This is a genomic window from Pseudoxanthomonas sp. SGNA-20, from assembly GCF_003931635.1.
Taxonomy (GTDB): Bacteria; Pseudomonadota; Gammaproteobacteria; order Xanthomonadales; family Xanthomonadaceae; genus Pseudoxanthomonas.
The window spans coordinates 183,432-197,448 of sequence record NZ_RRYK01000005.1 but is presented as its reverse complement, the minus strand read 5'-3'; the positions used below and the strand labels follow the sequence as shown (position 1 = coordinate 197,448).

At 73.4% G+C, this 14,017-nt stretch carries 14 protein-coding genes; 8 read left to right on the top strand and 6 right to left on the bottom strand.

Going from position 1 to position 14,017, the window contains the following annotated elements; all coding sequences use genetic code 11:
* Nucleotides 1–106 precede the first annotated feature (106 nt).
* The gene (locus EIM48_RS10930; protein WP_125111646.1) at nt 107–424 is read left to right on the top strand and encodes a hypothetical protein; all 318 of its coding nucleotides are present in this window, start codon (nt 107–109) and stop codon (nt 422–424) included.
* Nucleotides 425–457: 33 nt separating this feature from the next.
* Here the strand turns inward: EIM48_RS10930 and EIM48_RS10925 are convergent, their stop codons facing one another.
* Entirely contained in the window at nt 458–1,846 is a 1,389-nt protein-coding gene (locus tag EIM48_RS10925; RefSeq protein ID WP_306460558.1) for a glutamate--cysteine ligase, read from the bottom strand.
* A gap of 135 nt (nt 1,847–1,981) precedes the next feature.
* Here EIM48_RS10925 and EIM48_RS10920 point away from each other — a divergent pair, with 135 nt between their 5' ends.
* The gene (locus EIM48_RS10920; protein WP_019399012.1) at nt 1,982–2,695 is read left to right on the top strand and encodes a VIT family protein; all 714 of its coding nucleotides are present in this window, start codon (nt 1,982–1,984) and stop codon (nt 2,693–2,695) included.
* A gap of 16 nt (nt 2,696–2,711) precedes the next feature.
* Here the strand turns inward: EIM48_RS10920 and yihA are convergent, their stop codons facing one another.
* Entirely contained in the window at nt 2,712–3,314 is a 603-nt protein-coding gene (gene yihA, locus EIM48_RS10915) for a ribosome biogenesis GTP-binding protein YihA/YsxC (RefSeq protein WP_019399011.1), read from the bottom strand.
* Nucleotides 3,315–3,461: 147 nt separating this feature from the next.
* Between yihA and EIM48_RS10910 the strand changes: the two genes are divergently transcribed.
* The 4 genes from EIM48_RS10910 (at nt 3,462) to EIM48_RS10895 (ending at nt 6,720) form a co-directional block, all read left to right on the top strand.
* The gene (locus tag EIM48_RS10910) at nt 3,462–4,250 is read left to right on the top strand and encodes a c-type cytochrome (protein WP_019399010.1); all 789 of its coding nucleotides are present in this window, start codon (nt 3,462–3,464) and stop codon (nt 4,248–4,250) included.
* A gap of 122 nt (nt 4,251–4,372) precedes the next feature.
* Nucleotides 4,373–5,020: a thiol:disulfide interchange protein DsbA/DsbL gene (locus EIM48_RS10905; protein WP_125111645.1), complete on the top strand. Its 648-nt coding sequence runs from the start codon at nt 4,373–4,375 to the stop codon at nt 5,018–5,020.
* Nucleotides 5,021–5,059: 39 nt separating this feature from the next.
* Nucleotides 5,060–5,869 carry a thiol:disulfide interchange protein DsbA/DsbL gene (locus EIM48_RS10900; protein WP_125111644.1) on the top strand — a complete coding sequence of 270 codons (810 nt, stop codon included), beginning with the start codon at nt 5,060–5,062 and terminating at the stop codon, nt 5,867–5,869.
* A 110-nt stretch (nt 5,870–5,979) separates the two neighbouring features.
* A complete protein-coding gene (locus EIM48_RS10895; protein WP_026010609.1) occupies nt 5,980–6,720 on the top strand; it encodes an endonuclease/exonuclease/phosphatase family protein in 741 nt (246 codons plus the stop codon).
* A 12-nt stretch (nt 6,721–6,732) separates the two neighbouring features.
* Here EIM48_RS10895 and EIM48_RS10890 read toward each other — a convergent pair whose 3' ends face one another.
* Nucleotides 6,733–7,509: an SDR family oxidoreductase gene (locus tag EIM48_RS10890; RefSeq protein ID WP_019399006.1), complete on the bottom strand. Its 777-nt coding sequence runs from the start codon at nt 7,507–7,509 to the stop codon at nt 6,733–6,735.
* A gap of 46 nt (nt 7,510–7,555) precedes the next feature.
* Here EIM48_RS10890 and EIM48_RS10885 point away from each other — a divergent pair, with 46 nt between their 5' ends.
* The gene (locus tag EIM48_RS10885; protein ID WP_125111643.1) at nt 7,556–7,780 is read left to right on the top strand and encodes a hypothetical protein; all 225 of its coding nucleotides are present in this window, start codon (nt 7,556–7,558) and stop codon (nt 7,778–7,780) included.
* A 21-nt stretch (nt 7,781–7,801) separates the two neighbouring features.
* Here EIM48_RS10885 and sppA read toward each other — a convergent pair whose 3' ends face one another.
* Together sppA and EIM48_RS10875 are read right to left on the bottom strand one after the other, a co-directional pair.
* Nucleotides 7,802–9,709 (bottom strand): signal peptide peptidase SppA, encoded by a 1,908-nt coding sequence (sppA, locus tag EIM48_RS10880; protein ID WP_028915170.1) that lies wholly within the window; start codon nt 9,707–9,709, stop codon nt 7,802–7,804.
* A gap of 70 nt (nt 9,710–9,779) precedes the next feature.
* Entirely contained in the window at nt 9,780–11,174 is a 1,395-nt protein-coding gene (locus tag EIM48_RS10875; RefSeq protein ID WP_019399003.1) for an MATE family efflux transporter, read from the bottom strand.
* Nucleotides 11,175–11,238: 64 nt separating this feature from the next.
* Here EIM48_RS10875 and EIM48_RS15715 point away from each other — a divergent pair, with 64 nt between their 5' ends.
* A complete protein-coding gene (locus tag EIM48_RS15715) occupies nt 11,239–12,354 on the top strand; it encodes a DUF3667 domain-containing protein (protein ID WP_305000369.1) in 1,116 nt (371 codons plus the stop codon).
* Nucleotides 12,355–12,357: 3 nt separating this feature from the next.
* On the opposite strand, the gene EIM48_RS15590 is transcribed toward EIM48_RS15715, so the two are convergent.
* Nucleotides 12,358–13,707: a hypothetical protein gene (locus tag EIM48_RS15590; protein WP_233581679.1), complete on the bottom strand. Its 1,350-nt coding sequence runs from the start codon at nt 13,705–13,707 to the stop codon at nt 12,358–12,360.
* Between the last annotated feature and the right edge of the window lie 310 nt (nt 13,708–14,017).

The window sequence follows — 14,017 nt, the reverse complement described above, 5'->3', positions numbered from 1 at the left end:
CCGTGAGCGATTCCCCCGCCCACCATCCGTCCTCCCGTTCCTGTGCGGCGCGGCCGCGGCGCTGGCCTTCGCCGCCGGCAGCAACACGCTGCCCAGCCGCGCCCCCGTGCCGGCCACGCCGCTGCCGGCCCCGGCGCCGGCGCGCGGCCAGGCCGGCCGCTTCGATGGCGCGGACCTGTGCCTGCGCGAAGCCGCCGCCCTGCTCCCGGCCGATACCGCGTTCCCGGAGATCGCCTCCTACTTCGACCAGGACGGCAGCCTGCAGCTGTGCACGGTCGACTACCAGGACCCGGCCGATCCGCAGCGGCGGATCGGGCACCGTTTCGACGTGGCCGGCGGCCGCTTCGGCCAGCCGTATGCCGGCGTGCTTCCGGGCCGGCACGAGCCCGGCCTGGCCCTGCCCGCGCTGGATGCAGGCAGGTAAGCGCGGCGCGGGCCTCCACGGCCCGCCCCGCCTTCAGTAGGCGAATTCGGCGAACACCCGGTCGATGTCGCCCTGCCACGGGCCGTGGAACAGTTCGAGCTTGCGCTCGGCCGGGGTCAGCCCGGACTCGGCGATTTCCATCAGGGTGTCGAGGAAGCGCGATTCGTCGATGCCGTCGGCATTGCGCGCGGCGCGCCGGCGCAGGCCGGCGGCGGAGATCTCCAGCGCCGCCAGCGCCAGCTCGCGCACGGTGGCGCCGCGGAACGGCAGCTTCAGCGCGTGCCTGGGCACGCCGTCGCGCAGGGCGTGGCGCTCCTCGCCGGTGAAGTCCTTGACCAGGTCCCAGGCCGCGTCCAGCGCCGCGTCGTCGTACAGCAGGCCGACCCAGAACGCCGGCAGCGCGCACAGCCGCGCCCACGGGCCGCTGTCGGCGCCGCGCATCTCCAGGTACTTCTTCAGCCGCACCTCGGGGAAGGCGGTGGTCATGTGGTCGGACCAGTCGCGCAGGGTCGGCAGCTTGCCCGGCAGCGCCGGCAGGCGGCCTTGCATGAAGTCGCGGAAGCTCTGCCCGCTGGCGTCGACGTAGGTGCCGTCGCGGTAGCTGAAGTACATCGGCACGTCGAGCAGGTAGTCGACGTAGCGCTCGTAGCCGAAGCCGTCCTCGAACACGAAGTCGAGCATGCCGGTGCGGTCCGGGTCGGTGTCGGTCCAGATGTGCGATCGGTAGCTGAGGAAGCCGTTGGGCCGGCCCTCGCTGAACGGCGAATCGGCGAACAGCGCGGTGGCCACCGGCTGCAGCGCCAGCGACACCCGGAACTTCTTCACCATGTCCGCCTCGGAGGCGAAGTCCAGGTTGACCTGCACGGTGCAGGTGCGGGTCATCATGTCCAGGCCGAGGCCGCCGACCTTCGGCATGTAGGCGCGCATGATCCGGTAGCGGCCCTTGGGCATCCACGGCATGTCCTCGCGCCGCCACTTCGGCTGGAAGCCCATGCCGAGGAAGCCCAGCTGCAGCTCGTCGGCGACCTGGCGCACCTCGTCCAGGTGGGTGCCCAGCTCGACGCAGGTCTGGTGGATGGTCTCCAGCGGTGCCCCGGACAGCTCCAGCTGCCCGGCCGGCTCCAGGGTCACCGAGGCGCCGTCGCGCACCAGCGCGATCACCCGCTCCGGCTGCCCGTCCACGCTCTCGCGCACCGGCTGCCAGCCGAACCGGGCCAGCCCGGCCAGCAGCGCCTCGATCCCGCGCTCGCCGTCGAACGCCGGCGGCCGCAGGTCGTCCAGGCGGAAGCCGAACTTCTCGTGCTCGGTGCCGATGCGCCAGTCCGCGCGCGGGCGTTCGCCGCCGGCCAGGTATTCCACCAGCTGGTGGCGGCCGGTGACCGGGGTGTCGGCGACGTGGCTGGGACTCGACAAGGCTGGCACTCGCGCGGGGGAACTGTAGGGACCCGGCGCTGGCCGGAACGGGTGCGAACTATAGCGTGCCGCGGCGCACACCGATGTCGTACCGGTGGGCGTGCAGCTTTCCATGGCCGGGCTGGACTGGCATAAGCTGCCGCTATGCCACAGCCCCCGCAGCGCCACAGCCGCCAGCCCGAACTGCACCGTACCGACCGGGTGGGCTGGTTGCGCGCGGCGGTGCTCGGGGCCAACGACGGCATCGTCTCGGTATCCGGCGTGGTGGTGGGCGTGGCCGCCAGCGGCGCGGCGCCAGGCGCGATCCTGACCGCCGGCATCGCCGCGACCGTGGCCGGGGCGATGTCGATGGCCGCCGGCGAGTACGTGTCCGTGCAATCGCAGGCCGATACCGAGCAGGCGGACATGGCGATCGAGCGGCGCGAGCTGCAGGAGGACCCGCAGGCCGAGCTGGAGGAGCTGGCGCGGATCTACCAAGCGCGCGGGCTGGAACCGGCGCTGGCGCGCCAGGTCGCCGAGCAGCTGACCGCGCACGACGCCCTGGCCGCGCACGCACGCGACGAACTGGGCATCAGCGAGAGCCTGCGCGCCCGCCCGGTGCAGGCGGCCGGGGCCTCGGCGGCGGCGTTCTGCGCCGGCGCGGCATTGTCGATCCTGGCCACGATCCTGGCGCCGCCGGCCAGCACCGGCCTGGTGGTCACCGCGACCACCCTGGTGGGCCTGCTGCTGTCCGGGGCCTGGGCCGCGCACATGGGCGGCGCGCCGCTGCTGCGCGGCGCCTTGCGCGTGGGGTTCTGGGGCGCGGCGGCGATGGCCGCGGCGCACCTGATCGGCGGGCTGTTCGACGTGCCGGTCTAGCCGGCGCAGTCCCGGCTCAGGCCAGTTCCAGCCAGCCGGCGACCACCGCGCGGGCTTCGTCCACGCCCTGCTTGCTCTCGCTGGAGAACGCCTGCACGCCGACCTGGCCGGCACCGGCCGCGGCCAGCTCGCGCCGAACCGCGGCCACCGCCTGCGCCTGCTGGCCACGGCCGAGCTTGTCGGCCTTGGTCAGCAGCGCGTGCGCGGGCAGGCCGCGGGCGATGGCGTAGTCGATCATCTGCCGGTCGTAGTCCTTGAGCGGATGGCGGATGTCCATCACCACCACCAGCCCGCGCAGGGCCTGGCGGCTGCGGAACCAGCCGTCGAGGAAGCGCTCCCAGTGCGCCTTCATCTCCATCGGCACCTTGGCGTAGCCGTAGCCGGGCAGGTCGACCAGGTAACGCTCCGGCGCGACCTCGAAATAGACCAGCTGCTGGGTGCGGCCGGGGGTCTTGGACACCCGGGCCAGGGCGTTCTGCCGGGTCAGGGCGTTGAGCGCGCTGGACTTGCCCGCGTTGGAGCGGCCGGCGAACGCCACTTCGAAGCCGCCATCCGGCGGCAGCTGCGCGGGCGTGTGCGCCGAGCCCAGGTAGCGGGCCTTCTCGAGGGGATTGGACATGGGCATAGGATCGCATGCCCGGCCCCGGGTCGGGGCCGGGCGCGGTCCGGCCGGGGGTTTCGTTGACCGTCGCTGCCCGGCGCGGGGATAATCCCGACGTTTCGCGGCCGTCCAGGCCGCGCCGAATCGGGTTCCCGGAGCTCTAGCATGCGCCACGCTCGCGTTATCGCCCTTGCCGGACTGGCCGTCGCGGTCACCGCCGTCGCCGCCTACGCTGCACAGACCACGGTGGTGCCGATCCCGGACAACGAGCCGGTGCAGGAACAGCCGCTGGAGGTGGACCTGAGCAAGACCCACTGGGGCGATGCCGAGGCCGGTGCCACCGCCGCCACGACCTGCGCGGCCTGCCACGGCGCCGACGGCAACCCGTCCGATCCCATGTACCCGCGCCTGGCCGGCCAGAGCGAGCGCTACATCGCCCGCCAGCTGGCCCTGTTCGCCAGCGGCGAGCGCCACAGCGGCCTGGCCGCGGTGATGGTGCCGTTCGCCCAGTCCCTGACCCCGCAGCAGATGCGCGACGTCGGCGCCTACTTCGCCCGGCAGAAGTCCGGCGCCGGCGTGGCCGACGACGCCGAGATCACCACCGGCCCGTACGCCGGCATGAAGTTCTACGAGGTCGGCGAGAAGCTGTACCGCAGCGGCGACGCCGAGCGCGGCATCCCCGCCTGCATGGCCTGCCACGGCCCCAGCGGCGCCGGCAACCCGGGCCCGGCCTACCCGCACGTCGGCGGCCAGATGTCCGAGTACACCGCCCGCCGCCTGGAGGAGTTCCGCGCCGGCGTGACCAGCGAGCGCGACCCGGCCCTGTTCAACATCATGGCCAAGGTCGCCTCGAAGCTGACCGACGAGGAGATCGGCGCCCTGTCCAGCTACCTGCAGGGCCTGCACGACCGCGCCGACGACGTGGCCGCCGCCGGGGCCGCCGGCCGGCAGTGAACTTCCGCCACCGGCCGCGGTCGGAGTAAGCGTGGTCCCTCTCTGATTACCTTGCGCCGGCCCCCGAGGCCGGCGTCTTTATTTCCGCCAGGCGCCCAACCGGCGCCGCGAGGAAGCCCGCGATGAAGCCCCTGCTCACCGGACTGCTGTTGCTTTTCCTGGCCCGGGTGCCGGCCGCGCCGGCGGCCACCCCGGAGCTGCAGGAAGGCGTGGACTACGTGCGCATCGAGGCCGGCCCGCTTGACCCGCGCGCCGGCCGGATCGAGGTGGCCGAGGTGTTCGCCTACACCTGCCCGCACTGCGCCAGCTTCGAGCCGCGGCTGCAGGAGTGGAAGCGGCGCCTGCCGGCGGACGTGGACCTGGTGCAGGTGCCGGCGGCCTTCGGCGGCGCCAGCGACGCCTGGGCGCGCACCTACTACGCTTCGCGGCAGCTGGGCGTGGCCACGCGCAGCCACCCGGCGCTGTTCGAGGCCCTGCACCAGCGCCACAGCCTGCCGCGCAACCCCACCCCGCAGGAACTGGGCGAGTTCTTCAAGGACTTCGGCGTCGACCCGGAGCCGCTGCGCGCCGCGCTGGCCGACCCGCAGGTCGGCGAGCAGCTGCGCAAGGCCGGCGCCTGGATCCGCACGATCGACCTGGAAGGCACCCCGAGCCTGGTGGTCAACGGCCGCTACCGGGTGCGCGGCCGCGACTTCGACGACATGCTGCGCATCGCCGGGGCCCTGGTCGCGCGCGAACGTGCCGCCATGCGATCCCAGACTTCCCGTTGACGGCCGCTGGCCGATCCTCATCCTCCCTGGAGACCTGAAATGAATATCCGCCCCTTCCTGACCCTGCTCCTGCTGGCCAGCCTGGCGGCCTGCTCCGGCCAGGATGCCGCCCCGCAGGACAGCCAGCCCGCGCCCCCGGCCACCGAGGCCCCGGCGGGCGACGCCGCCGCCGAGCCGGCGGTGGACGCTGGCGCTGACCCGGCCACGGAAGCGGCGGACGGCGGCGAGGCCGCCGCTCCCGCGGCGCCGGCCCCGGCCGCACCCTCCGGTCCGACCCCGGTCGCCGGGGTGGACTACCAGGTGATCGAGAACGGCCAGCCGTTCCAGCCGGTGGCCGGCAAGATCGAGGTGGCCGAGGTGTTCGGCTACACCTGCCCGCACTGCGCCAACTTCGACCCGATCCTGGAGGCCTGGGCAAAGCGCCAGCCGGCCGACGTGAACCTGGTCCTGGTGCCGGGCGCGTTCGGTGGCTACTGGACCCCGTACGCGCGCGCCTTCTACACCGCCGAGGCCCTGGGCGTGCTGCCGAAGACCCACGCGGCGACCTTCCGTGCCATCCACCTGGAGCGCAGCCTGCCGGTGAACGCCAACGTCGGTGCCGCCGAGCTGGCCCCGTTCTATGCCCAGTACGGCGTGGATGCCAAGCGCTTCGCCGATACCTTCAACAGCTTCGGCGTGGAGGCCAAGCTCAACCGCGCCCGCCAGTTCGCCGCGCGCGCGCGCATCGAGGGCACCCCGGCGCTGGTGGTGGCCGGCAAGTACACGATCAACGCCGACCAGTACGGCTTCGAGAAGATGCTGGCCACCGCCGAGTGGCTGGTCGCGCAGGAGCGCGGCGGGGCGCGCTGAGCGCCCCGATGGTTTCGCGCATGGACACGCCTCCCCTCCCCGAGCTGGCACCCGGCGAGCCGGGGGGCACCATGCTGGAGGCCGGCGCGCCGCCCACGCGCCGGCTGCGGGTGCTGTCGGCCAACATCCAGGCCGGCTCCAGCACCCGCCGCTACAGCGACTACGTGACCCGCAGCTGGTCGCACGCGCTGCCGGCCGGGCGCAAGCGCACCAGCCTGGATGCGATCGCCAAACTGGCCGCGGAGCACGACATCGTCGGCCTGCAGGAGGCCGACCCGGGCAGCCTGCGTTCGGGCTTCACCAACCAGACCCACTACCTGGCCCAGCGCGCCGGCTTCCACTACTGGACCCACCAGCCCAACCGCAGCGTCGGCGGCGTGGCCTCCAGCGCCAACGGCCTGCTGAGCAAGCTCGAGCCGGTGCGCATCAGCGACTACCCGCTGCCCGGCCGGATCCGCGGCCGCGGCGTGCTGCTGGGCCACTTCGGCGACGGCCGCGAGGGCCTGACCGTGGCGGTGGCGCACCTGTCCCTCGGCGCCAGGTCGCGCCTGGCGCAGCTGTCGTTCATCGCCGAACTGCTGCAGGACCATCCCAACGCGGTGCTGATGGGCGACTTCAACTGCCTGCCCGACGTGCCGGAGATGGAAGTGCTCTACCGCAACACCAGCCTGCGCCCGCCGGAGTGCATCGTGCCGACCTTCCCCAGCTGGAAGCCGCAGCGCGCGATCGACCACATCCTGGTCAGCGGCGAACTGCGCTGCGCCGGGGCACAGGCGCTGCCGGCGGCCTTCTCCGACCACCTGGCGCTGGCGATGGAAATCGAGGTGCCCGAGCGCAGCCTGCGCACCTGAGCGCGCGCCGCCTCAGAACCCGTAGCGCAGGAAGCCGCCGTCCACCGCGATGCACTCGCCGGTGACGTACGAGGACGCCGGCAGGCACAGGAACGCGACCGCCGCGGCCACTTCCTCCGGCTCGCCGATGCGGCGCATCGGGGTGCGTTCCAGCACCTGGTCGTAGTAGTCCGGGTCCGAGAGCGGGCCGGAGGTGCGCCGGGTGCGGATGTACCACGGCGCCACCGCGTTGACCCGGATGCCATCGGCGGCCCATTCGCAGGCCAGGTTGCGGGTCATCTGGTGCATGGCCGCCTTGGTCATGCCGTAGACCACGCCGGAACGCACGTGGGTCAGGCCGGACACGCTGCCGACGTTGACGATGCACGAGGCGGCGTGGCGCGCCAGCAGCGGGTGCGCGTAGCGCGACAGCTCGAAGGCCGAGAACAGGTTGGTCTCGAAGATCGCGCGCCACTCGTCCTCGGTGTAGTCCACCGCCGGGCGGGTGACGTTGCCGCCGGCGTTGTTCACCAGGACGTGCAGGCCGTCGCCGTGGTCCTCGGCCCAGTCCAGGATCGCCTGGCGGTCCTCGTCGTCGGCCACGTCCGCGGCCATGCCATGGAAGGACTGCTGCGGGTACAGCTCCTCCAGCTCCTCGCAGGCGTCCTGCAGCGGATCCTCGTTGCGCGCCACCAGCAGCAGGTCCGCGCCCAGCGCGGCCAGCTCGCGCGCGATCGCCAGGCCGATGCCGGCGCTCGCGCCGGTCACCAGGGCCAGCTGTCCATCCAGTCGCCAGCGGTTCGTGCTCATGGGCGCTAGGATAGCCCGCGGTCCCTGCCACCGGGAGCGAACGCAAATGCGAAGCCAACCGAGCCGCCTGGCCGCAGCCGTCGTCCTGCTGGGACTGGCCGCGTGCCGGCCCGAACCGCCGCAGCCCGAGCGGCCGCCCGAGCCGCGGGCCACCGCCCTGCGCGATGCGATGCAGGCCCCGCTGCAGGAAGCGCGCGCGGCCGACCAGGCCTTGCAGGACGCCGCGGCCCGGCGCGATGCCGCCGCCGCGGCGGCCACGGCCGACGACTGACGCCGGCCGCGGCCTGCCGGGCTACAGGCCGCAGAAGCAGTAGGCCAGCGACTTCACCGGCGCGCCGTCGCGGTCGCGCATGGCTTCCTCGACGAAGCGCAGCTGCGCCTCGGCCTCCGGCATGGTGCGCGCCAGCAGCGCGCGCGCCAGCGCGCTGTCGTCCAGCAGCGCGGCCGCCAGGCGGCTGCCGGCCAGGCCGGCCATGAACTGCGCCAGCGGCGAGGGATCCTTCTCCACGTAGCGCAGGCGGAACTTGCCATCCTCCAGCCCGGCGCGGGTGGCGGCGTCGGCGACCGCGTCCGACAGCCCGCCCATCGCGTCGACCAGGCCGCGCTCCAGCGCCTGGGCGCCGCTCCACACCCGGCCGCGGGCCACCGCATCGATTTCCTCGACCTTGCGCTGGCGCGCCTCGGCGACCTTGCCGATGAAGTCGGCGTAGCCCTTGTCGATCACCGCCTGGATCACCCGCGCCACGTCCGGGTCCAGCGGGCGGGTGACGTCGAACGCGCCGGCGTAGCGGGTGGTGCCGACGCCGTCGGTGTGCACGCCGATCTTGTCCAGCGTGCGGGTGAAGTTGGGCACCAGGCCGAAGATGCCGATCGAGCCGGTGATCGTGGACGGGTCGGCGTAGATGCGGTCGGCGTCCATGCTGATCCAGTAGCCGCCGGAGGCGGCCAGGTCGCCCATCGACACCACCACCGGCTTGCCGGCCTGCTTCAGCAGCGCGACCTCGCGCCGGATCTGCTCGGAGGCGAACACCTCGCCACCGGGCGAATCCACCCGCAGGACCACGGCCTTGACGTCGTCGTCCTCGCGCGCCTGGCGCAGCAGCGCGGCAGTGGATTCGCCGCCGATGCGGCCGGCCGGCTGGTCGCCGCCGATGATTTCGCCCTCGGCCACCACCACCGCCACCTGCGGGCGCTTGTCCAGCGGCAGGGCCTTGCGGTCCAGGTGCTGCAGGTAGGCGCCCAGGCCGATGTTGCGGAAGCCCAGGTCCTCGTCCTCGTCGGCCACGCCGCGCTCGGCCAGCAGGTCCAGCACTTCCTGGCGGGTCTTCAACCCGTCGACCAGCTTCAGTTCCAGCGCGTGGCGGGCGACGTCGCCACCGGCCGCCTCGATGCCCGCGGCCAGCTGGTCGATCTGCGCGGCCAGCTCGGCCCGGTCGAGCTTGCGCGCCGCGGCCACGTCATCCAGGTAGCGGCCCCAGATGTCGTTCATCCAGAACAGGTCCGCTTCCTTGGACTCGGCCGAGGCGGCATCGAGGACGTAGGGCTCGGCCGCGGACTTGTACTCGCCCACGCGGAACAGGTGCACGTCCACGCCCAGCTTGTCCTGCAGGCCCTGGCGGAAGTACTGGCGGTAGCGGCCGATGCCCTGCAGCAGCAGGCTGCCCATCGGGTCCAGGTAGACCTCGTCGGCCTGCGCCGCCAGCAGGTACTGGCCCTGGCCCAGGTTCTCGGAGAACGCCACCACCTGCTTGCCCGACTCGCGCAGGCTGGCCAGCGCCGCGGCCAGTTCGCGCAGCGAGGCGTAGCCGGACGGCTGCAGGCCGTCCAGGCGCAGCAGCACGCGCTCGATCTTGTCGTCCCCGCGCGCGGCCTCGATCGCCCGCAGCAGGTCGCGCAGCTGCACCTCGCCGGCGTCCTGGCCGCCCAGGGCCCGGCCCAGCGCGCGGCTCACCGGGTCGGTGGTGTACTGCTCCACCAGCCGCCCCTGCGGCGCCAGCACCAGGGTGGTCCGCTCCTGCATCGGCTGTGCGCCGCCGCCACCGCGGCCCACCGCGACCACGAAGACCAGCAGGAACAGGAACAGCAGCCCGAAGAACAGCAAGTTGAGGACCAGCCGCCGGACGAAGTTCATCACGTCCCACAGCCCCACGAAGAACGTGGCGATCGGGTTGCGGGGGCGGGGCAGCGGGGGTGGGATCATCGGGAGCTCCGGCAGGGGACGTCGGTCCGGTGGCGATTAGGGGACAGCATAACGGCGCCGCCGGGGGTATTCATGCGCCTGAAGTAACCGTGCCGGAGGGCGCGGCCACCGGCGGCGGCAGGCGGCGCAGGCTGTGGTGCAGGCGCCAGCCCATCAGCACCGCGGCGGCGGCCAGGCCCAGGATCAGGCCGGTCCACATGCCCTGCGGGCCGCGGCCCAGGCCCAGGCCCAGCCAGGCGCCCAGCGGCATGCCGATGCCCCAGTACGAGACCATTGCAAGGAACATCGGCACGCGGGTGTCGCGCAGCCCGCGCAGGGCGCCGGCGGACATCACCTGCACGCCGTCCGGGAACTGGAAGGTGGCCGCGTACAGCAGCAGCACCGAGGCGGTGGCGGCCACCGCCGCGTCGCGGGTGTAGATGGCGACGATCGCGTCGTGCCCCAGCAGCATCACCAGCGCCGAGCAGGCCTGGGTGGCCAGGACGATGGTGTATCCGGCACGCGCGGCGCGGCGCACGCCCATCGGGTCGCCGGCACCCAGCGCGCGCCCCACCCGCACCGTGGTCGCCTCGGCCAGGCCCATCGGCACCATGAAGCACAGCGCCGAGACGTTGATCGCGATCTGGTGCGCGGCCGCCGGCACCTCGCCCAGGCGCGCGATCAGCAGCGCGGTGGCGATGAACAGGCCACCTTCCATCAGCACGGTCACGCCGATCGGCAGGCCGGTGGCGAGCAGGCCGCGGATGTCGGCCCAGCGCGGCGGATCGAAGCGCGCGAACAGCCCCAGCGGCGCGAACCGGCGCGAGCGCGCCAGGTAACCGGCAAAGCACAGCGCCTGCAGCCACATCACCACCGCCGAGGCCGCTCCCAGGCCGGCCGGCCCCATCTCCGGCAGCGGGCCGAGGCCGAAGGTCAGCACGTAGCCCAGCGGCGCCAGCACGCCCAGCCCGGCGAAGCCCAGGACCATGGTCGGCAGGGTCCAGTGCAGGCCCTCGCTGAGGTAGCGCATGCAGAAGAACAGGATCAGCGCCGGCACGCCCCAGCGGATGGCATGGGCGAAGGCGGTGGCGCCGGGCACGATTTCCGGGGCGATGCCGAACGCGGCCAGCGCCAGCGGCGCCAGGCTCAGGAACGCGAACATCAGCAGTCCCAGGCCCGCGCCCAGCCACAGCGCCTGGCGGAACAGCGGCGCGATCGCGTCGCGGCGGCCGCTGCCGTCCAGCTGCGAGACCGAGGCGGTGAGCGCGATCAGGGTCCCGATCGGCACCATCATCGGCAGCCACAGCAGGGCGGTCCCGACCGTCACCGAGGCCAGGGTCAGGGTGCCGTGGCGTCCGGCGATGACGTTGTCGACGAAGCTGATCAGGCCGGTGGACACGTGCCCCAGCACCAGCGGCAGGGCGAGCGTGATCGTGGCGAGCAGCTCCGGGCCGAGGCGGCGCCCCGGCGGGGAGGATGCGGACATGGGGGATCGGCGGGGAAGCTGCGGTCGTGCCGGGGGCACTGGCACCGGGCTCCGCGGGCTGGCTATGTTACCCCTCCCCACGCCACGCCACCACGCCGTGCACGAAGGCCATCCGCGCGCCTGCGCCAACTGTTCCACCGAGCTCCACGGCGAGTACTGCCACCACTGCGGCCAGCACGCGCACAACCCGGTGCGCAGCTTCGCCCATGCCGTGGAGGAGGTGTTCGAATCGTTCTGGCACCTGGACGGGCGCATTTTCCTGACCCTGCGCCGGCTGCTGGTGCCCGGGCGCCTGGCGCTGGACTACCTGCAGGGCCGGCGCGCGCCCTACGTGGCGCCGATGCGGCTGTTCGTGGTGCTGTGCGTGCTGACCTTCTTCGTCGGCCGCCTGGTGATCCACCTGGGCGACGAGCCGGACGGCCAGGGCCCGAACCTGTCGATGGAGGCGATCGACCGCTCGCTGGAGGAAGCCACCACGGTGGAGGAAGTCGAGCGCATCCGCAGCCAGCGCGTGGCCGACCTGGAGGAGGCGCGCGAGGCGCTGCCGCCCTACCTGGAGCCGGCGCGGGTCGGCATGGACCGCACCATCGCCGGGCTGCACGCGCAGGCCGACGCGCGGGTGCGGGCGCTCGGCGGCACGCCCGCGCCGCGCCCGGCCCAGGCCGCGCCGCAGGCCGGAACCCGGCGCGAGCCAAGCACCTGGATCGAGCGGATCGGCGCGCGCATGGCGCGCAACGCCGAGCGCCTGCAGGATGATCCGGACCTGCTGACCAACGCCTTCCTCGGCAGCGTGCCCACCGCGCTGTTCCTGCTGGTACCGGTGTTCGCGCTGCTGCTGAAGCTGGCCTACCTCGGCAGCGGCCGGGTGTACCTGGAGCACCTGGTGGTGGCGCTCTACAGCCACGCCTTCCTGTGCCTGGCCCTGCTCGGGGAGATGCTGCTGTCGCTGCTGGCGGACTGGACCAGCACCTTCGTGCCGCTGGTGGCCGCCGGCATGGGCATGGTCGCGCTGGCGCTGTGGCTGTGGATGCCGACCTACCTGCTGCTGATGCAGAAGCGGGTCTACGGCGACGGCTGGGTGGCGACCCTGCTGCGCTTCGGCGCGATCGGCACGGTCTACTCGGTGATGATGCTGTTGGCGGCGGTCGTGGTGCTGCTGCTGAGCCTGGTGCGGCTGTAGCGCTCAGCGCCGCGCCGCCTCCTCCAGCCAGGAGCCGCTCCGCGCCGGCGGCAACGCCAGCAACTCGCGGCGCAGCTCGATCCGGCCGGCCGGGGACTGCCGCCGCAGCACCTCGGCCAGCTGCGCGCGCTGCGCCCCGTCCATGCCGCGCAGGACCTGCAGCAGCCGCGCGCGTTCCTCCTCCGGCACGTAGCCCAGCCACGGCTGCAGCCGCGGCCAGTCGTTGCCCAGCTCCGGGCCGAACAGCCAGCCGCGGCGTTCCATGCCGTCCAGCGCGGCGAAGCGTTGCCGCAGCCGCTGCTGCTCGTCCGGCGGCAGGGACAGGAAGCGCGCGCCGGCCTCGCGCAGCCGCGCCTGCTCGTGCGCTGGCAGCCCGGCCCAGGCCTGCTGCGGCGGCGGCCCGCCTTCCGGCGCGGTCGGCGCCTGCACCGGCGCCAGCCCGTCCTCCTCGCGCTCGATCCGCGACTCCGGCGCACCGGCGGCATACCAGGCCAGCAGCGCCAGGTCCGCGACCACCGGGTCGGCCGGCAGTTCCTCCAGCGGCCGCGGCATCGGCTCGGCCGGCACCGCCGGCGGCCCGGGATCCGGCAGCGGTTCGACCAGGATCGGGCCGGGATCGTGCACCCGCAGGTCATCCACCGCGGGCCCGCCGTCGGCGTCCGCGGCCGGCGGCAACGGCGATCCCGGCTGTCGCCACCACCACAGCGCGGCACCGGCCAGCAGGGCCAGCAGCACGAGCAGCAGCGCCGGCCACCACCGCGACCGACGCCGGGCACGCCGCGGCGCCGGGCGCTCGGGCGACGCGGCGGCCGGGGCCTCCGGGCTGCCCGCGCCGGCGAGCGCGGTCTGGCGCAGGGCGGCGATGCGCTCCAGCCGGCTCTCCGGCAGTTCGCGCGCGGCGTGCTGGATGGCCTGGGCCAGGCGGTGCCAGGCGGCCACGTCCACCTCGCCGGCGGCATCGCGCGGGCAGGCCGCGGCCAGGCGCTCGCGATAGGTCTCCAGCGGGATGCCCAGCGCGTCGGCGGCCGGCTCCTCGTCCAGGCCGCCGGCCAGGCGCAGCAGCAGGGCGCGGCGGTCGGCCGGGGCCGGGCCGGCCAGCACCTCCAGTTCACCCGGCCAGTGGCCGGGGCCGGCTTCCAGCGGGCAGGTCGCCAGCAAGCGCCAGAAGCGGGCGGGCCACTCGGCCATCGGCAACTGCCCGGCCTCGGCCTTAAACGTGCGGCTGGCACCGGCCAGGGCGTGGTCGGCCGCGTCCGGGTCACCGCCCTGCAGCCACAGGAACACCCATGCGCGGCGTTCGCTGCCCCGGAGAAAGGCGGCCAGCGCCGGCGGTACGTCGGTGTGGGGGTGCAATTCTGATCCCGTGGAGCGTCGACAGGCCCGCGATGATATGCGCCCCGGCCGCGCCATGGCGCCTTGACGGATGCCCGATCAGGCGCTCCCCCCAGTGTTTATGCGGCCTGCGCCGGATCGGTTGTGCACAGCGCAAGCGCGCACAGGCTTGCGTGTCAAGACGATATGACGCACCGCAAACCTTCACCTTTGTTCCACGGCCAAACCCATGATTTACAAGCACTTTTTCAGATGGCGTTTTTTTGACCAACCTGAGCGAGTGCCCGTTCTGGCCGCATTTGCGGCGTGAAGCCAGAGCCTCATGCACAAG